This window comes from Sulfitobacter indolifex (assembly GCF_022788655.1).
In the GTDB taxonomy this organism is placed as follows: domain Bacteria; phylum Pseudomonadota; class Alphaproteobacteria; order Rhodobacterales; family Rhodobacteraceae; genus Sulfitobacter; species Sulfitobacter indolifex.
Map to the genome: position 1 here is coordinate 97,877 of NZ_CP084951.1, position 20,418 is coordinate 118,294.

Annotated in this window: 19 protein-coding genes; 6 read left to right on the top strand and 13 right to left on the bottom strand. The window is 60.2% G+C overall.

The window, feature by feature from the left end; translation table 11 throughout:
- Window positions 1-13: 13 nt before the first annotated feature.
- The 7 genes from addA to regB all read right to left on the bottom strand — a co-directional run bounded on the left by addA (window position 14) and on the right by regB (window position 11,533).
- Window positions 14-3,385 carry a double-strand break repair helicase AddA gene (gene addA, locus DSM14862_RS00460; protein ID WP_007118425.1) on the bottom strand — a complete coding sequence of 1,124 codons (3,372 nt, stop codon included), beginning with the start codon at window positions 3,383-3,385 and terminating at the stop codon, window positions 14-16.
- Window positions 3,382-6,339 (bottom strand): double-strand break repair protein AddB, encoded by a 2,958-nt coding sequence (gene addB, locus DSM14862_RS00465; protein WP_007118426.1) that lies wholly within the window; start codon window positions 6,337-6,339, stop codon window positions 3,382-3,384. Before addB ends, addA begins: the two co-directional genes overlap by 4 nt.
- A complete protein-coding gene (locus DSM14862_RS00470) occupies window positions 6,332-7,024 on the bottom strand; it encodes a nucleotidyltransferase family protein (protein ID WP_007118427.1) in 693 nt (230 codons plus the stop codon). Before DSM14862_RS00470 ends, addB begins: the two co-directional genes overlap by 8 nt.
- Window positions 6,997-8,001: an aminoglycoside phosphotransferase family protein gene (locus tag DSM14862_RS00475; protein WP_007118428.1), complete on the bottom strand. Its 1,005-nt coding sequence runs from the start codon at window positions 7,999-8,001 to the stop codon at window positions 6,997-6,999. Before DSM14862_RS00475 ends, DSM14862_RS00470 begins: the two co-directional genes overlap by 28 nt.
- Complete coding sequence (gene tsaE, locus DSM14862_RS00480; RefSeq protein WP_007118429.1) at window positions 7,998-8,471, bottom strand: tRNA (adenosine(37)-N6)-threonylcarbamoyltransferase complex ATPase subunit type 1 TsaE; 474 nt, start codon at window positions 8,469-8,471, stop codon at window positions 7,998-8,000. Before tsaE ends, DSM14862_RS00475 begins: the two co-directional genes overlap by 4 nt.
- Before the next feature lie 56 nt (window positions 8,472-8,527).
- A complete protein-coding gene (locus DSM14862_RS00485) occupies window positions 8,528-9,934 on the bottom strand; it encodes a PAS-domain containing protein (protein WP_007118430.1) in 1,407 nt (468 codons plus the stop codon).
- A gap of 207 nt (window positions 9,935-10,141) precedes the next feature.
- A complete protein-coding gene (gene regB, locus DSM14862_RS00490; protein WP_007118431.1) occupies window positions 10,142-11,533 on the bottom strand; it encodes a sensor histidine kinase RegB in 1,392 nt (463 codons plus the stop codon).
- A gap of 99 nt (window positions 11,534-11,632) precedes the next feature.
- Here regB and DSM14862_RS00495 point away from each other — a divergent pair, with 99 nt between their 5' ends.
- Together DSM14862_RS00495 and DSM14862_RS00500 are read left to right on the top strand one after the other, a co-directional pair.
- Window positions 11,633-12,247, top strand: coding sequence for an SCO family protein (locus DSM14862_RS00495; RefSeq protein WP_007118432.1), 615 nt, complete (start codon window positions 11,633-11,635; stop codon window positions 12,245-12,247).
- A 52-nt stretch (window positions 12,248-12,299) separates the two neighbouring features.
- Window positions 12,300-12,848: an ActR/PrrA/RegA family redox response regulator transcription factor gene (locus tag DSM14862_RS00500; protein ID WP_007118433.1), complete on the top strand. Its 549-nt coding sequence runs from the start codon at window positions 12,300-12,302 to the stop codon at window positions 12,846-12,848.
- On the opposite strand, the gene DSM14862_RS00505 is transcribed toward DSM14862_RS00500, so the two are convergent.
- Together DSM14862_RS00505 and DSM14862_RS00510 are read right to left on the bottom strand one after the other, a co-directional pair.
- A complete protein-coding gene (locus DSM14862_RS00505; protein ID WP_007118434.1) occupies window positions 12,845-13,324 on the bottom strand; it encodes a GNAT family N-acetyltransferase in 480 nt (159 codons plus the stop codon). The genes DSM14862_RS00500 and DSM14862_RS00505 overlap by 4 nt on opposite strands.
- Window positions 13,321-13,917: an HD domain-containing protein gene (locus DSM14862_RS00510; RefSeq protein ID WP_007118435.1), complete on the bottom strand. Its 597-nt coding sequence runs from the start codon at window positions 13,915-13,917 to the stop codon at window positions 13,321-13,323. The genes DSM14862_RS00505 and DSM14862_RS00510 overlap by 4 nt, the downstream gene beginning before the upstream one ends.
- Before the next feature lie 78 nt (window positions 13,918-13,995).
- Here DSM14862_RS00510 and DSM14862_RS00515 point away from each other — a divergent pair, with 78 nt between their 5' ends.
- The 4 genes from DSM14862_RS00515 (at window position 13,996) to DSM14862_RS00530 (ending at window position 17,393) form a co-directional block, all read left to right on the top strand.
- On the top strand, window positions 13,996-14,298 hold the full coding sequence (locus DSM14862_RS00515) for an S-adenosyl-L-homocysteine hydrolase (protein WP_113075680.1): 303 nt from the start codon (window positions 13,996-13,998) through the stop codon (window positions 14,296-14,298).
- A gap of 85 nt (window positions 14,299-14,383) precedes the next feature.
- The gene (ahcY, locus tag DSM14862_RS00520) at window positions 14,384-15,775 is read left to right on the top strand and encodes an adenosylhomocysteinase (protein ID WP_007118437.1); all 1,392 of its coding nucleotides are present in this window, start codon (window positions 14,384-14,386) and stop codon (window positions 15,773-15,775) included.
- A 206-nt stretch (window positions 15,776-15,981) separates the two neighbouring features.
- Window positions 15,982-16,878, top strand: coding sequence for a PRC-barrel domain-containing protein (locus DSM14862_RS00525; protein ID WP_007118439.1), 897 nt, complete (start codon window positions 15,982-15,984; stop codon window positions 16,876-16,878).
- Between the two features lie 173 nt (window positions 16,879-17,051).
- Entirely contained in the window at window positions 17,052-17,393 is a 342-nt protein-coding gene (locus DSM14862_RS00530) for a DUF2853 family protein (RefSeq protein ID WP_007118440.1), read from the top strand.
- A 258-nt stretch (window positions 17,394-17,651) separates the two neighbouring features.
- Here the strand turns inward: DSM14862_RS00530 and DSM14862_RS00535 are convergent, their stop codons facing one another.
- The 4 genes from DSM14862_RS00535 to tsaD are packed head-to-tail and all read right to left on the bottom strand — an operon-like array spanning window position 17,652 to window position 20,398.
- Window positions 17,652-18,071, bottom strand: a complete 420-nt coding sequence (locus DSM14862_RS00535; RefSeq protein WP_007118441.1) for an EVE domain-containing protein — start codon at window positions 18,069-18,071, stop codon at window positions 17,652-17,654.
- On the bottom strand, window positions 18,071-18,343 hold the full coding sequence (locus DSM14862_RS00540) for a YciI family protein (RefSeq protein WP_007118442.1): 273 nt from the start codon (window positions 18,341-18,343) through the stop codon (window positions 18,071-18,073). Before DSM14862_RS00540 ends, DSM14862_RS00535 begins: the two co-directional genes overlap by 1 nt.
- A gap of 1 nt (window position 18,344) precedes the next feature.
- A complete protein-coding gene (locus DSM14862_RS00545) occupies window positions 18,345-19,298 on the bottom strand; it encodes an NAD(P)H-dependent glycerol-3-phosphate dehydrogenase (RefSeq protein ID WP_007118443.1) in 954 nt (317 codons plus the stop codon).
- Entirely contained in the window at window positions 19,295-20,398 is a 1,104-nt protein-coding gene (tsaD, locus tag DSM14862_RS00550) for a tRNA (adenosine(37)-N6)-threonylcarbamoyltransferase complex transferase subunit TsaD (RefSeq protein ID WP_007118444.1), read from the bottom strand. Before tsaD ends, DSM14862_RS00545 begins: the two co-directional genes overlap by 4 nt.
- Between the last annotated feature and the right edge of the window lie 20 nt (window positions 20,399-20,418).

The following is a 20,418-nucleotide window of genomic DNA, read 5'->3' on the forward strand; positions in this document are numbered from 1 at the left end:
TTAAGGCCTGAACCTATGAACGCGGGGCACTGGCGTCAAGATATGGCAGGGCACGCATCGCATTTGTCACGATTTCGTTGGGCAGCACCATAAGCGCTGGTTTCGCAGTCCATAGAATTGCCGTTTCAATTCGTCGCTGCGGGTAGATCTGCCGCAGCATATGCGCATAGGCGCCCATTTGGCGCAGCAGACCGTCCGGGCAGGCATCAGGCGCGTTGGGAACCACGCGGTTGGTTTTAAAATCAACCGCAAGGATATGATCCTCTGCGATCACCAACCGGTCGATCGTGCCATGCAGACGCTGTGCGCCCAAGCTGCCAGTGACAGGCACTTCAGCGAGCGTCGTGTCGGCGAAAAGCGGGGCGAGGGCAGGGGTGCGTAATACGGCTTCCGCTTCTTCCTGCGCGCGGGCGATCATCTCAACCGAATGACTACGGGCCAAACGGTTAAGGAAAATCTCCCGCGCTTCCGCGTCCATTAGCGGCAAATGTTCGAGCAATTCATGCACCAAAGTGCCGTAGCTCAGCGCTGTATCCATATCAAAACCCGCTTCACCGGCCAGCGCCTTCGCGCCGCCAAGATCAGAAGGCGAAAGGGTCTTAGCTTCACCACTTGGCGCGGGGGCAGGGCGCGCAAAAATAGGGTCTAACTGGGGCGTTGTGACGATTTCCTCGGGTGTCTCAACGATGTTGAGTGCATCCCAATCGCCCTGCTGATAGCGCAGCGTGCCGTCGTCTCCTAAGGGCTCAGCTTGCAGTCGGGCCAGTGCGGCAGCGGTGATCTGATACCAAGAGGATTCATCCTTAGACAATTCCCCTGCAGCCGCCACGATCAGCCATTTCTCGGCCCGCGTCATAGCGACGTAAAACAGCCTAAGCCGTTCTTGCAGTGCGGCCTCTTTCATCTCATCCAGCCGCGCGCGTATCGGTTGCGGCGTGTCATCGGCTGAGGCTTTCCACACGGGTGTGCCATCGACGGTGATGATCTCATCTTTGATCGTCACATCGCGCCGCCCGGTGTCGGGTAGGATGACGATGGGCGCTTCCAACCCCTTGGCGCCATGCACCGTCATCACCCGGATCTGGTTCGACGCGCTGTCGATCTGGCGTTTGATTTCCAGATCGTCGGTCTGCATCCATTGTAAGAAACCGGTCAAGCTCGGCACCGCGCCACGCTCATAAGCGAGCGCTTGGCTTAGCATCGCATTGATGCCGTCTTCCGCCTCTGGCCCCAGCCGCGCCAGCAGTTTACGGCGGCCATCGTGGCGGGTGAGGATACGCTCAATCAGGTCATAGGGGCGCAGGTAATCCACCTGCGCGCGCAGGTCGCGCAGAACCGCGAGCGTGGCAGCATGGGCTTCGGTCTGGTTGCGCAAAGCCTGCCAGAGGTGATCCTCTTTCCGGTAATGGGCGAGGGTGAAAAGATCTTGCTCCGACCAACCAAAAAGCGGCGATTTCAGCGCGGTTGCGAGGGAGAGATCGTCATCCGGCGTCGCCAAGAACGACAGGATCGCCGCCAGATCACGCACTGCAAGCTCGGCCCCGACCTTGAGCCGATCCGCCCCGGCGATGGGCAGTTCCGCCGCCTTACAAGCGCGGATGATCTCGGAAAACAGGGCCGAGCGACGCTGTACGAGGATCAGAAAATCTCCCGGTTGGATGCGCCGCCGTGCCAATCCGCCTTTGCTGTCGTCGGGGAGGTAATGTTCCTCAGTCGTCAGCTCCTTGATGCGCCGCGCGATGCGTTCGGCCAGTTGCACCGTGTGATGCCGCGCGCTGCGTCGGTCAACGGGGTCCGTCCAGTCGCCCTCTTCATCGGGCCCGGCTTTTTCGATAAACGGCCATAGGTCTACGCGGCCCGGCAGGCGGTCCTTGAAGGCCAAATGCCCGTCATTTGTAAACCCGGTCTGGATCGCCGGGTCAAAGACCCCGTCGACCGCTCGCAGGATCGCCGAGGAAGACCGGAAAGAATAGGCAAGGCTGCGGCGCTGGAAAAACTGCCCCGCTTCGCCGATTTTCTGTTCAAAGGTGGCACCTTTGCGGTCCAACTCTTCGGGGTCCGCGCCCTGGAAGGAATAGATCGACTGTTTCTTGTCGCCCACGACAAACAGTGTCCGGTCCACCTCATTGCGCGCCCCGGCACCGGAGTAAAACTCATCCGTCAGCCGTTCGATCACGTCCCATTGCCGCGGAGAGGTGTCCTGCGCCTCGTCCACCAAAATGTGATCAATGCCACCGTCGATCCGGAACAGCACCCATGCGGCCACGGCCTTGTCGGTCAGCAGGGCGCGGGCTTTGAGGATCAGATCGTCGAAATCAAGCCAGCCGCGTTTTTGCTTTTCATCCGCATAGCGGGCGAGGAAGCGGCTGGCAAAACGGTGCAGCACATAAGATTTTCGCGCGGCCTTCAGCGCCAAACGTGCCTCGCGGGCGTCTTCGACACGCTGCATCAGCTGTTCAAGCTGCGGCATTTGCTCCGCAATGACTTTTTGGGTCGGTTTCGTCGGGAAACTGCCGATCTTGGCGGTGAATGGCGCTTTGGCGCCGCTGCCGGTCAGCAGGATGTTCTCCAACTGCGGCAGAGCGGAGAGATCGTAGCGTTCGATCTCTTGCAAGGCCGCGCCTGCTTTGCCATCGTTCCCACCCTTAGCCAGCAGATGCGGAATGATCTCGGCCACCATCGTCGCCTCGCTGCCGAGGAAGACCGAACCGGCGATCTTGTCCTCGGTCAGGTCGTCGGGCTGTGCGAAAAGCGCTAGGATCTCGGACCACGAACACGGCTCAGTAAAGGCGTCACGTTGGCCGACGATGCTTCGGGTGAGACTGGCGAAATCTTCGCCGGTGTAATGCCGCGCTATATCTGCCACCAAGGGCGCATCTTCGCCCTCGGCCATCTCGTCAACAATCTCGGCGCGCAGCAGATCGGCGGCGCGGTCTTCGATCTCGGTGAACTGCGGGCTGACCTGTGCTTCCAGCGGGAAGCGGCGCAATAGGGCGGCGCAGAAGGAGTGGATGGTCTGGATTTTTAGCCCGCCCGGCGTCTCAATCGCGCGGGCGAATAGGGTACGTGCGTTGCGCAATTGCTCAGGCGTCAGCTCCCCCTGCACACCAAGATCGGCGAGCGCACTGCGCAGTGCGTCGTCTTTCAGCATCGCCCATTCGCCCAGACGTTTGAACAGGCGGTTCTGCATCTCAGACGCGGCTGCTTTAGTATAAGTCAGGCAAAGGATGTGCTGCGGCTCGACATCATCAAGCAACAGCCGCGCCACACGGTCGGTCAGCACGCGGGTCTTGCCAGAGCCCGCATTCGCGGTCAGCCACGTGGAAGCATCGGGCCGGGCGGCTTCGATCTGTGCGCGGGTGGCGTCGTCAAAATCGCGCATCATTCCAGATTCTCCGGTTTGGCGGCAGTGGTGCCATCCCATTCGCCGAACCGGGCGAGTTGGTCATAGTTTCCAGCAAAAGCATCGCTTTGCACCATGCGGCGGGCGGTAAACCCTTGGCCTTCGTCCAGGTAGCGCGACAGCAGTGCATGCAGACCGGCGAGCACCTCTTGGGGGCTTTCCTCGTCCAACGGTGCGGGCACTTCGACGGGTTTAGAGCCCAAGCCGATGAAGGCCGCATGGGCGACATGTGCCACGCCCACCTCGGGGAAACCGCCACGTTCGACCATCGCCGCTTCGATCAGCAGTTGCTTGTCGAAGAGCCGCTGTTCCTTTTTGCCCGGCGGCGTGCCGGTCTTGTAGTCATAGATCAGCACATCGCCGTCATCGGTCTGGTCGATCCGGTCAGCAAAACCGCTGAGAGTAAAACCGAGGTCCGCGAAAGTATGGCTGCCGCGCGCGCCTTGCTCGAAAGCGACGGGGCTGGAGAATTCGGCGCGGGTGCGTTCGCGGGCGATGAACCAATCGGCGATCCGGTCGATCCGGGCCAACCACATGGCGCGGGCGGCGGGCCAGGGGGCTTCTTCTTCCAACACCTGAGCGGCAACTTCGAGCAGGGCTTCGTGGGTCAGCCGTGCCGGATCTCGGGCCACCAGTTTTACGAAATCCTCCATAATGCGGTGCAGCACGATGCCGCGCACAGGCGCGTCGGGTGATTGCACCAGCGGGTTGATCGCGCGCAGCTTTAGGCTGTGTTTGGCGTAAACAGCATAGGGGTCGCGGATCAGCGTCTTGATCTCGGTCACCGAAAGCTTGCGGGGGCGCGCGGCACGCGGCGGGCGAGGCGAGGGGCGCGGCGCGGGGGCCGTCCGCTCCACCGCCTCCAAGGCGCGCACTTGATCCAGCCAATAGCTGCCGCGTTGCTGCATTGCCTTCCATGCTTCCGGCCCACCGGTTTCCCCCAAACCGCCCAGCAGGTTGCCCAACCGGTTCAGCCAACGTGACGGCACCATTTCGGCCTCATCCGAGCGGATCGCGCGGGTGATCCAAACCTCTGGGCTGGCGATGGCCTGTTGGTAGTCATGTGCTGAAAGGCCGACGCGGCGTTCGGGCAGCAGCAGCCCTGCTTTCTCGCGCATTTGGCGGTTCAGCCAGGGATCGGGCGGCGGTGCTTCGGGCCATGTGCCTTCGTTAAGGCCGCCAAGGATCACCAGATCGGCGCCCTGAACCCGCGCCTCCATCGTGCCCCAGATCATGATGTCGGGATGCGGGGTGTCGGCCTCGCGCACCTCTTCTTGGGACAGCAGCGCCCCCAGCAGATCGGCGTAGTCTGCGGCATTCATCGCGCCGCCGTGCACAGCATGTTCGGTGAGGTTTTCCATAACCCCCTGCGCCGCGATGCCCGCGCCATGCTGCCAAAGCAGATGATCGGGGTCGGCGGGTTGACCGGCGGCGATCCTATTGGCCAGCGCCAAATGGGCGGCGACGCAATCGGGCAGGGGCCGCTCGCCGGGGGCGTCATGACCGGGGAATGTCTCTCCCACCCAAGCGATCCAATCGCGAAAACCGCTGGGGTCTTCCATTCGTTTTGCAGTGCGTTCAGCGATTTCGGTCAGGCCTTCGGCATCGGGGTAGGGCAGCCCATGGCGGCGAATTTCGGCTTCTAGTCGCTGCGTATAGAGCTGGTGAAAATTCCGCCCCGCGCCGCTGTGGGTTAGCGGGTGTTTCAGCAGGGTCAGCAGCGCTTCGGCATCAAGTTTACGCAGAAAAAGCGCTGCCACATGTCGCAGAAATCGCCCCGGAGGGGACAGTTGCAGCGGCATCCCGGCGCTGTCATCGGGAAGAATATTCCACCGATCCAGCGCGGCCGTAACCTGCCGGGTCAGCATCCGGTCGGGTGTGATCAGCGCGGCCTTCACGCCATCTTCGGCGGCTTGACGCAGACGCAGCGCGATGGCCAGCGCCTCAACACGGGGGGTGGGCGCTTCGATTAGAGTGATGTCAGCCGTGGCGCCGTGAAGGTCATTCAATTTTGGCCCCTCATTTAGCCAAGCGTGGGTGACCGGCGCAGGGCGGAGCGAGAGCGAAAGCAGCGTGTTACGTGCCATCGAAACGGCGGGCATATCGCACCACGGTTCAATCGCCCCCCGCGAGACACCGAGCATATTCATCAGCTTGCGAAAGCGGTATTGCGGATGATCCTCAGCCAAAAGCGCCTGATCCAATTCATTCCAGACGGCGGTGGGCATTTCGAAATCAAAACCGGGCAGGATGATCGCGCCTTGGGGCAGGCGGGCCACGGCCTCCATCAGCAAGGCGGTCGTGCCGCGCGACCCGGTGGAGCCTGCAAGGATCACGGGATGCTGCGGCGGGTTGTCTTGCCAGCGGACGATGATCCGGGCGACCAATTGTCGCCGCCGTGCCTCGGCGTCAGGGCGGGTGGTGGTCTGGCCGAGATAGTCATGCGCAATGGCCAAAAACCGCTGCGCGCGCTCCCAATGGGCCGAGAGGTGACCCACATCCAGTCCGGCCACGGTTTCAGGCGAAACGCCTTCGCCCTGCATTTCGTCGATCAGCCCGGCAAGACTGTCGGACAGCGCGTAAAGCGACTCGCGCGGAGCGAGATCCGGCGCGGCATCCAGTAGGCGCGAGACAAGTTGAATCAGTTCCAGCCGCCGTTGCAAGGGCGGTGTCGGCGCTGGCAAGGCAACGCCGGGCGCCAACGCGTCGAGGTCGGTAATCAGCCGGATCCGTGGCAAGAAACCTGCCGGACCTGCATCAAAATCATGGCGCAGGCGGCGCGCCATGCGGTTGGTGTTCACGATAAGCTCAACACGTGCCATCGCCTCCGGCGGGTCATTTTCCAGCCGGTCACAAAGTCCGCGCACCAACCCGCGCGGAAAGTCGACGCCGGGGGCGAGGCCAAAGATGCGCGGAGTGTCTTGCGGCTTAAACATACGTACCTGCCAACAGGCCTTCGGCGAGCGCGATGCCTCCGGGGTGACCCACATCGCACCAGCGTCCGGTATAGGAAAGGCCAAACACCGTTTCGCGGCGCAGCATCATGTCCCATAACAGGTTAAGCGAGAATACATCGGCCTCAATCTCAGCCAGAAGATCGGTTTTAATGATCTGAACCCCGCCGTAGACTTGCCCCGGCCCCCGTTGAAGTTGGCCATCTGCGCTCAGGGTGAAATCGCCCTTACCGCTATGGCCAAGGGTGTTTTCCAGCGGGACAGTCATTAAAAGCGCGTCCATCTGCGTAGGATCCCACGCGGCATGCAGCATCTCCAGCGGGTTCGGTCCAGCCCAGATTGCGTCACTGTTCATGGTGAACACCGGACCTTCACCGAGCAGCCGCAGCGCATTGCGCAACCCGCCGCCGGTGTCGAGAATCTGGGGGGTCTCGAGAATGGTTTCGACGCCCTGCGCGTGCAGATGGGCCTCAAGCTGGTCGGGCAGATAATGCAGGTTTGCCACGATCCGCGCCGGCGACACCGCATGGGCAAGGTCCAGCGCGTGGTCAACCAGCGGTCGACCGGCCAGCGGCACCATAGGTTTGGGTTGGTTCTGGGTGAGATGCTTCATACGCGTGCCGAAACCGGCCGCGAACATCATAATGGCGTCGGGATAGTCGCGCATTGGCTTTTCAAATGCTCCAGAAAATCGGGTGTAGGATGGGGCAGTACGCCCGCGATGCTGTCAGCCACAGCGGAGAGCGCGGGATGGCGCAAGTTGTGTTGCAAGTGTTGCCAAACGCGGGGGATCAGATCGACATACTGCGGCTTGCCATCGCGCAGGCAGAGGCGGGCAAAGATACCAAGGATACGCAAGTTGCGCTGGGCCCCAAGCAGAGCATAGGCGCGGCGAAATGCGGCGTCGTCTTGCCCGGTTTTGGCAAGGTAATAGTCGATCATTTGCGCCTCAACTGCACGCGGAACATCGCGGCGCGCGTCTTGGAGGATTGAGACGAGGTCATATGCCGGGTGGCCCAGCAGCGCGTCTTGAAAATCGAGCAGGCCAACGCGCGCAGCGCCCGAGCGCTGCGGCAGCCAAAGCAGGTTTTCGGCGTGATAGTCGCGTAGGATCACAACTTTGGGGGCGGCGTCCAACGTGGTGGCGAGGGGGTGGAAAGCCTGAGCGAAAGCGGCCTGCCCCCCATCGGGTGCGTAGAAATCGAACGCCGGGGCCGCCATTTCGGTCAGCCAATTGGCATCACAGACCGGCAGCTCTGGCAGCAGGGCGGCGTGCAATTGGACCAATACGTCGACCGCTGCGCGGTAAAGCGGGGTTTCCTGTGAAGGATCGGTCGCCATCAAACGGGCGAAAAGAGCGTCGCCAAGGTCTTCGATCAGCAGCAGACCGTGGTCACTGTCTGCTTGAAAAATCTGGGGGGGACTAAGACCGATAGCTGTCAGATGTTCAGCAACCTGGATGAAGGGGCGCACATCTTCACCACGCTCCGGCGGGGCGTCCATCAATATGGCAGTTTCACCATTCGCTCTGCGCAGGCGGTCATAACGTCGGTTTGAGGCGTCGCCGGCCAGCAATGTCTGGGTGGCATCGGACCAACCTGCATTTTGCAGGAAGGTTTTGATTAGGAGCGTGCGTTCGGTCATGCGCGCCAATCCGTCAGCTTGTCGTCCCAATCGGCTCCGGTCCATTTGGCGGTCAGCGCGCGGCTGTCTTCCTCCGGGCCGGGAGTGAGGTTGATATGCAACGCTCCAGCAGGCGCCAACGGGCCCAAACGATCCGGCCATTCCACCAAACAGATCGCGTCGAGGAACGCCTCAACCAACCCCAGTTCCTCAATCTCATAAGTGGAGGTCAACCGGTAGAGATCTGCATGCCAAATCGCGCCGCTTTGGCCGTCATAGGTTTGCACCAGTGTGAAGGTGGGCGAGGGGATGTCTTCGGGGAATTCTAGGAGTTCAAAGATCAACGCACGGGCGAAATGCGTCTTGCCCGCGCCGACATCGCCGCTGAGCAGGAGGACATCGCCGGGCGTTAGGCGGCGAGCTAATTGCTGGGCGCGCCGAGCGGTCTCATCGGAGCCGCTGAGCAAGAGAGAAAGAGTATCATCGGACATGCCCCATGCTTAGCGTGCCGACGCGCAGCCGCAAGATTAAAGCGGTTCGGGATGGCTTAGTTGGAGGGTTGCCGCCGGTCGTTTGCCAAAGGGGCAGCGATACGGTCTTGTCGACCCGCCTCAACCGGGACCGCGTGGAAGCGTACGAGCGTTGCACCCGAAGCGATGGCGGAAACCTCGCAAGATAGTGGTGGGCCTTGATGCGGATAGATGGGCATATTCCAGCCCGCACGGTCCCCCCGGCACATGACAAATTCGGCGATGTCGGGCCAAAGAGGATTGGCCGCCGACATCCCACGCCAGACGTGGATGGCGTCGTCAATGGTGATTTCGGCAAAGCTTTTGTCTGGGTCTTGTTTCCAGTGTTCGCGGTAGGCCGCATTGCAGAATGTCAGCACGCCAGAGGCGGAAAAGACGGCGAAACCATCTTCCAACGCGTCAAGCAAGCTCTGGCTTTGCTCAAGCTCGGCGCGGAAATTGCGGGTCAGGGTGACTTCGGCTGTGATGTCTTCGATCAAAAAGGCGGTGGCACCATCGGGGTGCGGGCGGCCCCGAATGCTATAGGTCTGACCGTTTTCAAGCGACCATGTCTCTTGATAGCGCCCATCAGTCGCAGCGGCGATCACCTCGGCTATTTCCTGACGCCAGTTCTTATAGTTTTTCGGTTCCGGCATGCGGCGGCTTTCGCGCAGCTGATTAAAGAAAGAAACCATAGTGGGCCGGGCGCTGAGAAAGGGGGCGGGCAACGCGGTGAGGTCAACCAAGGCCGGGTTGAACAGCGCCAACTGTCCATTGCGATCAAATATTGCCAGCCCAATGGACAGATGCGCAAAGGTTTTTGCGAGGGTTTGGACAAAGTTGCGCTGCGCCTCTTCGGCGGCGACCACGGCATTGATGCAAGTGGCGTGGTAGATTTGGATATGGTCCTCTGTCGTGGTGGTCAGGGCATACCAATCGGGTTTTTCCCCTTCGTCGCTGCGTAGACAGACGCGATTGGGGTGTTCGGGCGATGGCGTGCTGAACAGGGCGGCACCGCCGCTTTCGGGGTCATATTGCGCCTTTCGTTTTAGGGCGGCATAGGCCCGGTTGTGCCAAATAATGCGCCCGCCCGCTTCGGTCTGCCACGCGGGGTTCGGGCTGCTGTCACTGGCGCGGCGTAACGCGGCAAGTTTGGTGAAAGTTTCCTCTGTAAGCTCAGCCGCGGCGCGGGTTTGTGGCAGATGTAGCCAACACAGCGCATCGCGCCATGTGATGCGAAGCTCTGGCGGGCTGTCCCCATCCTCTGCCGCGAGGGTCAGATTGCCGGTGGTGCCATGGCGGGGGGTGACAGGAAATTGGGGAAACCGAGACAACAGCGCTTCACGAATATCCTCCCATTGGTGATATCCCGGGGCGAGCGCAAAACGCGTCAGCGCGCTGTCGGACCCGTGGATCAGGTGACCGTCCTCAAAAAGCAGGCTCATATCGTCTATGTCAGGCGGAGCCTTTGCCGTACGGGTACTGGGAAGGCATAGCCACCAAAGCGCAGCTAGAGCCGTAAAACTTGCGGCGAAAAGCACAATGAAAACGTCTGGCAATGCCATGACGGAAACCCCTTTCGGCAAATGCGAAGCCTTATCCTGCCGGGCAAAGGTTAATGGATCATTAATGAATTTGCCGAGACTTAGCTTTCAAGCGGTCAGGCGCTGGTTCTCTCCAATCACCGTGTCGTCGGGGCCGAGGTCCAGCAGTCGGCGCGGCCAGACCACTTCGACAACAGCGCCGCTGCCCGCAGGTGGCAGCCCGCGCAGCCAACCGCTGTCTGATCCATTGGCGAACCGCAGCCGCGCGCCGGACCGCTCTAGAAAGGTTTTGGCGATAAATAGCCCCAGCCCCATGCCCTCATATTCAGGCCGTGGCGGTTCGCTGGCCGTACCGCTGCGGCGGCGCAGAAAAGGGTCACCAATGCGGCCCAGATGCTGCGGAGGGAAGCCCGGCCCATTGTCGATGATCCGCACCGAGATATCTTCGGCGGACCATTCGGTTTCGATCCAAACCGTGGTTTCGGCAAAATCCACCGCGTTCTGCACCAAATTGCGCAGCCCGTGAATAATCTCGGGTTTGCGCGGGATCGTCGGCGGGCGCGCGTGATCTCGGGCCATTGGATTATCCGAGAACATCACCGTCTTACCGCGCTCCAAATGCGGCTCAGCAGCCTCTTTTACCACGGCAGTCAGGGGCGCACGCTGCATGTGCAGATCGTCTTTGCCGATGCGCCCCATGTCGCGCAGAATATCGCGGCAGCGGTCGGCTTGATCGCGGATCAGCGCCGCGTCTTCGGCTAGATCCGGGCGGTCTTCGAGATCGCCGAGCAATTCGCTACTGGCCAGTTTGATCGTCGCCAGCGGCGTGCCCAACTCATGCGCGGCGGCGGCAACAACGCCGCTGAGGTCCGACAGTTTCTGTTCGCGCGCCAGTACCAGTTGCGTGGCCGACAGCGCGTCTGCCATGGAGTGTACCTCAGACGTCACCCGCCGCGAATAGGCGCTGGTAAAGACGATGGCGATCAGCAGCGCGGCCCAATGGCCAAAGACAAAGATGCCCGGCTGGCGCAGCACATCGCCCGATTGGGTGATCAGCGGCAGATGCCAAAGCGCCAGAACCGACGCGGCGATAATCGCCGTGGCCCCGAGGACCAGCGTAGAGCGCAGGCTGAGCGCGGTGGCGGAGATCGTGACAGGCGCCAACAGAAGCAGCGCGAAAGGGTTGTGCAGCCCTCCGGTCAACCCCAACAACATGGTTAGTTGCAGCAGGTCGAACGACACCATCGCGAGGTTCTCGCGCTCAGACAGGCGCTTGTTCTGTGGGAAGACGAAGGCGGCAACAAGGTTGCCAACGACCGAAACGCCGATGGTCATGTAACACAGGCCAAATGCCAGTTGCAGCCCAAGCGCCCATTGCGCGACGGTCACGGCAGTCAACTGTCCGGCAATGGCAAACCAGCGCAGCAAGATCATCGTGCGCAGCCTGATCCAGCTGGCGCGGGTGCGCCCATCGAGGGGCCGAATATTTGCCTGCGTCATCTTAGCCCCATCACTTCTTTGCGTCTTGCATCACCTGCGATCTAGCGTAGGTCTGCGGCGAAATACGATCAAGAGCGGCCGATGGCGCAGAGGACTGACATGAAACAGATGATTGCATTCGGTGCGGTTGGGGTTGCAGCGGTATTTCTGGCCGGCACGGCATTTATGGTGCTGCGCGGCGAAGATGATGCCTATGCCTCCTGCCGGTCAAGCCAAGTGGCGGGCGGTGATATCGGCGGGCCGTTTGAATTGGTTAACGGCGCAGGCGAAACCGTAACCGATACGGATGTTATTACCGAGCCTGCGTTGCTCTATTTTGGCTATACCTCTTGCCCCGATGTCTGTCCGCTGGACGTGGACCGCAATGCCGCAGCGACCGAGATCCTCGAAGAGCGCGGCCAAAGCATCACGCCTGTTTTCATCACCGTCGACCCGGCACGCGACACGCCCAAAGTTGTCGGTGACTTTGCCGAAGTGATGCACCCGCGTATGGTCGGCCTCACCGGCTCGCCAGAACAGGTCAAAGCGGCCAGCCAAGCCTACCGCACCTACTACAAGGCGCATCCGGCTGATGAGAGTGGCGAATACCTCGTCGATCATTCGACCTTCAGCTATCTGGTCATGCCCGGCGAAGGCGTCGTCGACTTTTTCCGCCGCGAGGTCCGCCCCGAGCAGATGGCCGACAGCATCGGCTGTTTTCTTGATCAAAGCTGAAATTGACCCCCGGCCATAGCCGCCCCATACTAGCCTAGAAGAGGGGACATTGATGCAGGATATTTCCGACTTAGGCCCAGACCGCAGCTTGCTTCTGGTCGATGACGACGAGCCGTTTCTGCGCCGCTTGGCCAAGGCGATGGAAAAACGCGGTTTTGAGGTAGAAACCGCAGGTTCCGTTGCCGCAGGCAAAGCTATTGCAACCGCGCGTCCCCCGGCCTTTGCGGTGGTTGATCTGCGTCTTCAGGATGGCAACGGCCTTGATGTGGTCGAAGTGCTGCGCGACAAACGCGCCGATGCGCGGGTTGTCGTGCTAACCGGATATGGTGCGATTGCCACGGCGGTTGCGGCGGTCAAAAGTGGCGCTACGGATTACCTCTCAAAACCCGCTGACGCCAATGACATCGTGAACGCGCTTCTGGCCACCGGGGGCGAACTCCCCGAGCCGCCTGAAAACCCGATGAGTGCGGATCGTGTGCGTTGGGAGCACATCCAGCGGGTCTATGAACTGTGTGATCGCAATGTATCGGAAACCGCGCGTCGGCTGAACATGCACCGACGGACCCTGCAGCGTATCTTGGCAAAACGCTCACCGCGCTAAAGCTCGAACCGTTTCCAGATTTTATCGACGCGGGTGCCGTCGGCGAGGGTGCAGTTGGGCAGCCGTCTGAAATCTTCGAACCCGCGGCTTTGGTAATAGGCCAATCCGCCTAGATTATCGGCGCGGATGATCGCGTGAATATGGGCATAGCCCAGGTCTCGGGCAGCTTGTTTGGTCTGTTCAAACAGTGCCGAGCCGATGCCGAAACCCGTTTCTCCTAACCGCACAAAGGTCGCGACATCCACGCCGCCTTCGGGCAGATCGGGGTGCGGCTCGATATATTGAAACCCTTTAAGCGCGCCGCGCTCATCCTCCGCCAGATGCCACGCACTGTCCGAGGCGGCCATCCACCCCTGCAAATCGCGCGGGGTGACGGGGGTGACCATTGCCGTGGTGCCGCCCTTGGCAATGATTGTGTTCAAAAGGTCGGCCAAAGCGCGCGTATCAAGCGCCCCGGCACGGCGGATGTGGATCACGCCATTTCGCCGAGCAGCGCCTCGTGGCGTGCGGTAAATTCATTTCGCACCTCGACGGGCGGGCGCAGCAATATGTTCAGCCCTTCCAACAGCGATGTATCCGGGCGGCCAAAGAAACGCGTCGCTTCGGCCTCAGAAAATCCCGCGATCTGGCTCGCCTCCATCCATGCGCTGACACGATCGGCTTTCTTAATCTGCTGTTTAATGCGTACGGGCAGGCTCGCGGGAAGGCCAAAACGCAGATGAACGGCGGTGGTCAGCCGGTCATCTAACGCGCGGTAATCGGGCCCAACAGCGGTCTTTACGGGCGAGATCATATCGCCGATCACGTATTCCGGCGCATCATGCAGCAGCGCGGCCAAACGCCACTTCGCAGGCGCGCGCGGCGCGATCCGGGCAAAGATCGTCTCAACCAACAGCGAATGTTCTGCGACCGAATAGGCATAGTCGCCCCGCGTCTGCCCATTCCAGCGCGCAACAAAGGCCAGCCCATGCGCGATGTCCTCAATCTCAACATCCATCGGCGTTGGATCCAAGAGGTCAAGCCGTCGACCCGAAAGCATTCTCTGCCAAGCGCGGGGTTTTTGGGCCATCGCGATGCGATCCTTTCTTGGTAATACTTTGGGAACCATTCCCCTCTACACCCTGTTCATCCCACGAAGGAGATGATCATGAAACCCGTTTTTTCCGGTACGATACTTGCAGTTACGCTGGGTGCCCTCGCCGGGGCCGCGCAGGCAGAAGAAGTCTGCATGCCCGCGAAAGAGATGAAGTCGGCCCTGATCGATTGGTACGGCGAAGAGCCTGTTCCGGGTCAGCGCGAAGACAACAACCAGCTTTGGGCGTCGGATCAATCGGGGACATGGACATTGGTGAAATCCATGGCGGACGGCAATGCTTGCGTCATGGCGCAGGGCGACGACTGGATGGCTGGGCTTTCGGGCGATAAGCAACTGGCCGCTCTTCTGGACTGACGCTCTGGGGCATTGGCCCCATTCACATTGAGAATTTGTAGCGAAGCTGCTAACCGGCCTCCAACACTTTACACAGGAGCGCCGCATGGCCCACGACTATATTGTTAAGGATATCAATCTGGCGGCCTACGGTCGCAAAGAGCTGGACATCGCCGAGACCGAGATGCCGGGCCTGATGGCGCTGCGCGATGAATACGGTGAGAGCAAGCCGCTGAAAGGCTCGCGGATTGTCGGCTCGTTGCACATGACCATCCAGACAGCCGTTTTGATTGAGACTTTGGTGGCCCTTGGCGCAGACGTGCGTTGGGCGTCCTGTAACATCTTCTCGACCCAAGACCACGCTGCTGCGGCGATTGCTGAATCGGGCGTTCCGGTCTTCGCGATCAAGGGCCAATCGCTGGTTGAGCATTGGGATTACCTTGATAAATCCTTCATGTTCCCCGAAGGCCCGAACCTGATCCTTGATGATGGCGGCGATGCGACGCTTTATATTCTGCTCGGCGCGCGGGTCGAGAATGGCGAAGATGACCTGATCGCCATTCCCAAATCTGAGGAAGAAGAAGCGATCTTTGCGCAGATCAAAAAGCGTATGGCCCAAAGCCCCGGCTGGTTCACCAAGATGCGCGACCAGATCAAAGGCGTATCTGAGGAAACCACCACCGGCGTGCACCGTCTCTACGATCTGGTGAAACAGGGCCAGCTGCCCTTCCCCGCGATCAACGTCAACGACTCTGTCACCAAGTCGAAGTTCGACAACAAATACGGCTGCAAAGAAAGCCTCGTCGACGGTATCCGCCGCGCGACCGACACGATGATGGCCGGTAAGGTTGCTGTCGTCATGGGCTATGGCGATGTGGGCAAAGGCTCTGCCGCGTCGCTGAGCGGTGCTGGCGCGCGCGTTAAGGTCACCGAAGTCGACCCGATCTGCGCGTTGCAAGCTGCAATGGACGGTTTTGAAGTCGTGCTGCTGGAAGATGTCGTGGCAACCGCCGACATCTTCATCACCACCACCGGCAACAAGGACGTGATCCGCATCGAGCATATGCGCGAGATGAAGGACATGGCGATCGTTGGCAACATCGGTCACTTTGACAACGAAATCCAGGTTGCCGCGCTGAAGAACCACAAGTGGACCAACATCAAAGAACAGGTGGATATGATCGAGATGCCGAACGGCAATCGTCTGATCCTGCTCTCTGAGGGCCGTCTGCTGAACCTTGGCAATGCCACCGGCCACCCGTCGTTCGTGATGTCCGCGTCCTTTACCAATCAGGTCTTGGCGCAGATCGAACTGTGGGAAAACACTGACAAATACGGCAATGACGTTTACATCCTGCCCAAGCATCTGGATGAAAAAGTCGCCCGTCTGCATCTGGATCGGATCGGCGTGAAACTGTCCAAGCTCAACCCAGAACAGGCCGCCTATATCGGTGTTTCGCCCGAAGGTCCGTTCAAGCCTGAGCATTACCGCTACTAAATCCCGAGAGGGGTACCGCCCTTTCTCGAGATTTTACGCCGCCCCGCAGATCGCCGGGCGGCGTTTTTCGTGTAAATAGCTCGAAAGAAACAAGGATTTTGCACCGTCGGCGGATTCAAGCACATCGCGGCGCGCGACAGGTGGCGCGCGGAACATAGTCTCTTGGCCAGTGTTTCTTCTACAGACCATTGAAAAGGAGTTCGAAGATGAAACGCACGTTCCTGAAATCGACCGTCGCCGCCCTTGCTTTGACCGCAGGCACTGCATTCGCTCAGACCGCTGACACCGAGGCCGGTGCCGCCGCCAACGCCGAAGCAACCGTATCGGGCGAGAGCGTAAGCAAAACCACCAGCGATCTCGGCGCTACAGTCGCGAAAGAAGCAGAGCAAACCGCGAAAATGTCGCGCGAGAATTCTGATGACTACGAAGGCACCAATGCTGCCGATGCCACTGACGAAGTTCTGACGTCTCCGACCCAGAGCGCAGAAATCGAAGGCGACACCGAAGTGGACAACGAAGCTGAGCTGACTGCGGAAGGTGATGGCGTGAACCCCACCGACGCCGAAGCAGACTTGGCCGGGAACGCTGATTCAGAGTCGAATTCGACGCTGAGCACCGACACGAGCGGTACAGCTATGACCGAAACAGACACTGATGCAGATGTCGACGTAAACAGCGAGATGACAGCCGAAGTAGAAGGCGATAGCGACACCCAGCTTTCCGAAGATGTCGCTTCTGACACCAAATCCGACATGGAAACTGACGTCACGCGCACCGACACCGGTATGAGCAACGCGTTCTCCGGTATGGTTGCGGGTGATCTGATTGGCTTGACCGTCGTCGAAGCGGATGGGGATACCATCGGTGACGTCGATTATGTGATCCGAACCGACACAGGCTTTGCAGCTGTCGTTGGTGTGGGTGGTTTCCTTGGCTTTGGCGAACACACTGTTGCCGTTCCGCTTGAGGAGATTTCCATGGCCGCGGAAAACGACTTGAAGCTGAGCTCTTGGACCAAAGCCGAGCTGGAAGCCCAGCCGGAAGTTGACGAGAGCGCCATTGAAGGTCTGGAAGATGACGCGCCTCTTGACGATGCGTCCTAAGCGACTGCCGATAACCTAACCAAGAGGCGCCCCACTGGAGGCGCCTCTTTTTTTGGCGGCCCCAAGGTCAGCATGCCGCCTTGAAATAAATCTTTTGCAAAACAGGGATATGACCTTAGGCTCCTGTTTCAGGAGCCCCTGAGGGGCCGAAGTTTACTATTGGGAGAGATTTTATGGGCAAGCGTGACGAATGGATCGCCAAATACGCCGAAGATTTGAAGAATAAATGCGGCATGGATCCGGATATGGACCTGCTGACCAAAGTGACGATCGGTTGCGGTCCGTCGATTTATAACGCTGACGCGCAGACAGTGTCCTCCAGCGATACGGCTGAATTGAACACCGTGAAAGAGAACTTCCTGATCAAGAAACTTGGCTTGCCGGATGACGAGCATCTCATGGGCGGCATTCAGAAATCGATTGAGACCTATGGCCGTTCCGAGCGGAACAAGTACCGCGCCGTGGTCTATTATTTGCTGGTCAAACACTTCGGCAAAGAGGCCGTTTACGGCTGAGTACGTTGTCAGAGTGAATTAACAAAGCCTTACTTGGGACGCGCGTTTGGTTAAGCGCGCGTTTCGTTTTTGAACGGGCTTTGACACAGTAGAAAGTTGAGAAAACCAGCAGCTTATGCTATCACTCTTATATCGGCTCGGTGAGCGGACTAGAGTTTAAAGAACATGTGTGGTGGTTTCGGGAGCACATGGGGTGAGAAGGGTTCTGGCGGGGTGCCGGAACCCTTTTTCGTTTCACGATCGTTAATTTCGCCAGTCTTAGGGCGTGGTCTTGCCCAAAGCGCAGATAAGTTCCCATTCCGCTTCGGTCACGGGTTGCACCGACAGACGGGGGTTTTTCGCCAACACCATATCTTCCAGACGTGGGTCTGCTTTGATCGTATCTAGCGTTACAGGCACGCTGAATGACCGCAGCGCCTTGATGTCCACGCATTCCCAACGCGGGTCATCGGTGCTGCTGTCGGGATGAGCTTCCGCGCAGACTTCAACGATGCCGACGATCTCCCGGTCCTTTTGCGAGTGGTAAAAGAACCCCAGATCGCCAACCTTCATCTCGCGCATGAAGTTGCGTGCCTGATAGTTGCGCACGCCATCCCATTCTTCGCCTGCGTCGCCCTTGGCTTTCTGGTCCGCCCAGCTCCATGTTGCCGGTTCGGATTTGAACAACCAATAGGCCATCAGCCGATCACCCGGTTCCAATGGGTTAGGGTGACGCTTTGGAACAAGCCGGCCTTTGCATAGGGGTCATTCGCGGCCCAATCCTCGGCTGCTGCCATGTCTGCTACGTCCAGAATAATAAGCGAGCCGATCATGCCGCCTTCGCCGTTCAGCAGCGGGCCAGCTTGGGCCACGGCATCGCTGGACTTGAGATAGGCAAGGTGGTCAGGCCGGTTTTCCTGACGGATCGGCAAACCGTCGGCTTTGTCATGGGCAATCAGGGCAACAAACATATCATTCTTCCTTTAGGGGGCGTGTCAGCAGTGATTTCATAGCGCCAGCCACATCTAACTGGTTGTCGAGTAACCCGGCAACTGCGCGGGTGATTGGCATATCGATCCCAGCGTCACGCGCCAGCGCATCAACGGCGCGGGCGGTGGCGGCTCCTTCGACGGTGGTGGTCGGGTCGAACGGCGTCCCTTGGCCAAGCGATTGGCCCAGCCGGTAGTTGCGCGATTGTTCGGAGGTGCAGGTCAGCGTCAGATCGCCAAAGCCCGAGAGCCCGGCTAGCGTTGTCGGCTCCGACTTCAGATGCGCGGCAAGGCGCTGCATCTCGGCATAGCCGCGTGTCATCAAGGCTGCCCGTGCGCTCTCGCCCAGACCCGCCCCAATCGCAGCCCCGCTGGCGATGGCGACGACGTTTTTCAGCGCCCCGCCCAGTTCCGCTCCGATGGTATCCGTGGTGCGGTACAGCCGCAGGTTTGCCGTGGTCAGTGCCGCTTGCAGGTATCTGCCCGCCTCTGCATCCGCGCAGGCCAAGGTCAACGCGGTGGGCAGACCCCGCGCAATATCGGCGGCAAAGCTTGGTCCGGTCAGGATCGCTGCCGTCGCATCGGGGATGGTCTGGGTGATCACGCTCACCGGCCCGACGCCACTGCTCAGTTCGATGCCTTTGCAGCAAGCAACCAAATGTTTCCCGTGAAGCGCATCCTTGTGTTCTTCCAAGACACTGCGCAATTTTTGCATCGGCACGGCCAGCAATATAATTTCAGCTTCCGTTCCGGCCTCAAGATCATCCGTTACGCTGAGCGTTTCGGGAAATGGGCAACCCGGCAGACGTTTGGCATTCTCGCGTCGTTCGGCCATGTCCCCCGCATCGCGCGCCCAGAGCGTCACCGGCCCCTTTCCCGCCAGCGAGATTGCCAGCGCCGTGCCGAATGCACCCGCGCCCAGAACAGATACACTCATGCTTTGGCCCCCTTCTTGCCGCTGCCCAGCATCGAAGGCCGTGCGGTATCCAGCGGCCAGCGCGGACGGGCCGAGAGCGTCAGATCATCGGCGTCGCGTAAAACGGCCTGCTCTCCAGCAGCAAAGGCGATCATCGCAGCGTTATCTGTGCAAAGCGCCAGCGGCGGCGCGACGAAACGTGCCTCTTGTTCGGCTGCAACAGTCTCTAACGCAGCGCGGATGGATTTGTTTGCCGCCACACCCCCTGCCACACATAGGCCCCGCGCGCCTTCTGCCGGATACTCCGCAAAAGCGCGGCACGTTTTATGGGCGAGCACATCAACCACCGCGGCTTGAAACCCTGCCGCCAGATCCGCCTGATCCTGCCGCGTCAGCCCGCCATTGGCGGCCATGGATTTGTCCCGCGCGCGCAGCACAGCGGTTTTCAGACCTGAAAAAGACATATCACAGCCGTCACGATCCAGCAGCGGACGCGGCAGGGCAAAACGTTTGGGATCGCCCCCTTGCGCGCATTTTTCTATCGACGGCCCACCGGGCTGGGGCAGCCCCAACAGCCGCGCGACCTTGTCGAACGCTTCGCCCGGGGCATCGTCAATCGTGCCACCCAAACGATCAAAACTATCTGGCCCGCGCACCAGCAAAAACTGGCAATGCCCGCCTGAAACCAGCAGCATGAGATAGGGATAGGGCACATCATCAGTCAGGCGCGGCGTCAGTGCGTGGCCAGCCAGATGGTTCACCCCATAAAGCGGTTTTCCCGTCGCCGCTGAAAGCCCCTTGGCGCACATCACGCCTGATACCACGCCGCCGATCAGGCCCGGCCCAGCAGTGACCGCAATGGCGTCAATCTGCGGCAGGGTGATCCCCGCCGCGTGCAACGCGTCCTCCACACAATGATCCAGCTTTTCCGCATGGGCACGCGCGGCGATTTCAGGCACGACACCGCCGAAATCGGCGTGCAATTCTGTCTGCCCCGCGACAACCGATGCCATAACCGTTCCGCGCCCGTGCTCATCTATGCGCACCACGGCGGCTGCGGTATCGTCGCAACTGCTTTCCAAACCAAGGATCAAGCGGGTCTGAGGTTGGGTAGAGGGCATGGGGGCTTTCCGTTGCAAGG

Bases quoted from the DNA above. Each gene is read 5' to 3' on its own strand.
- DSM14862_RS00510 (WP_007118435.1), bottom strand. From the start codon at position 13,917: ATGGCCCAAAAACCCCGCGCTTGGCAGAGAATGCTTTCGGGTCGACGG.
- DSM14862_RS00530 (WP_007118440.1), top strand. From the start codon at position 17,052: ATGGGCAAGCGTGACGAATGGATCGCCAAATACGCCGAAGATTTGAAG.
- regB (WP_007118431.1), bottom strand. From the start codon at position 11,533: ATGACGCAGGCAAATATTCGGCCCCTCGATGGGCGCACCCGCGCCAGC.
- addA (WP_007118425.1), bottom strand. From the start codon at position 3,385: ATGATGCGCGATTTTGACGACGCCACCCGCGCACAGATCGAAGCCGCC.
- DSM14862_RS00475 (WP_007118428.1), bottom strand. From the start codon at position 8,001: ATGACCGAACGCACGCTCCTAATCAAAACCTTCCTGCAAAATGCAGGT.
- ahcY (WP_007118437.1), top strand. From the start codon at position 14,384: ATGGCCCACGACTATATTGTTAAGGATATCAATCTGGCGGCCTACGGT.
- DSM14862_RS00500 (WP_007118433.1), top strand. From the start codon at position 12,300: ATGCAGGATATTTCCGACTTAGGCCCAGACCGCAGCTTGCTTCTGGTC.
- DSM14862_RS00525 (WP_007118439.1), top strand. From the start codon at position 15,982: ATGAAACGCACGTTCCTGAAATCGACCGTCGCCGCCCTTGCTTTGACC.
- addB (WP_007118426.1), bottom strand. From the start codon at position 6,339: ATGTTTAAGCCGCAAGACACTCCGCGCATCTTTGGCCTCGCCCCCGGC.
- DSM14862_RS00540 (WP_007118442.1), bottom strand. From the start codon at position 18,343: ATGTTTGTTGCCCTGATTGCCCATGACAAAGCCGACGGTTTGCCGATC.
- DSM14862_RS00515 (WP_113075680.1), top strand. From the start codon at position 13,996: ATGAAACCCGTTTTTTCCGGTACGATACTTGCAGTTACGCTGGGTGCC.
- DSM14862_RS00485 (WP_007118430.1), bottom strand. From the start codon at position 9,934: ATGAGCCTGCTTTTTGAGGACGGTCACCTGATCCACGGGTCCGACAGC.
- DSM14862_RS00470 (WP_007118427.1), bottom strand. From the start codon at position 7,024: ATGCGCGACTATCCCGACGCCATTATGATGTTCGCGGCCGGTTTCGGC.
- DSM14862_RS00535 (WP_007118441.1), bottom strand. From the start codon at position 18,071: ATGGCCTATTGGTTGTTCAAATCCGAACCGGCAACATGGAGCTGGGCG.
- DSM14862_RS00495 (WP_007118432.1), top strand. From the start codon at position 11,633: ATGAAACAGATGATTGCATTCGGTGCGGTTGGGGTTGCAGCGGTATTT.
- tsaD (WP_007118444.1), bottom strand. From the start codon at position 20,398: ATGCCCTCTACCCAACCTCAGACCCGCTTGATCCTTGGTTTGGAAAGC.
- DSM14862_RS00545 (WP_007118443.1), bottom strand. From the start codon at position 19,298: ATGAGTGTATCTGTTCTGGGCGCGGGTGCATTCGGCACGGCGCTGGCA.
- tsaE (WP_007118429.1), bottom strand. From the start codon at position 8,471: ATGTCCGATGATACTCTTTCTCTCTTGCTCAGCGGCTCCGATGAGACC.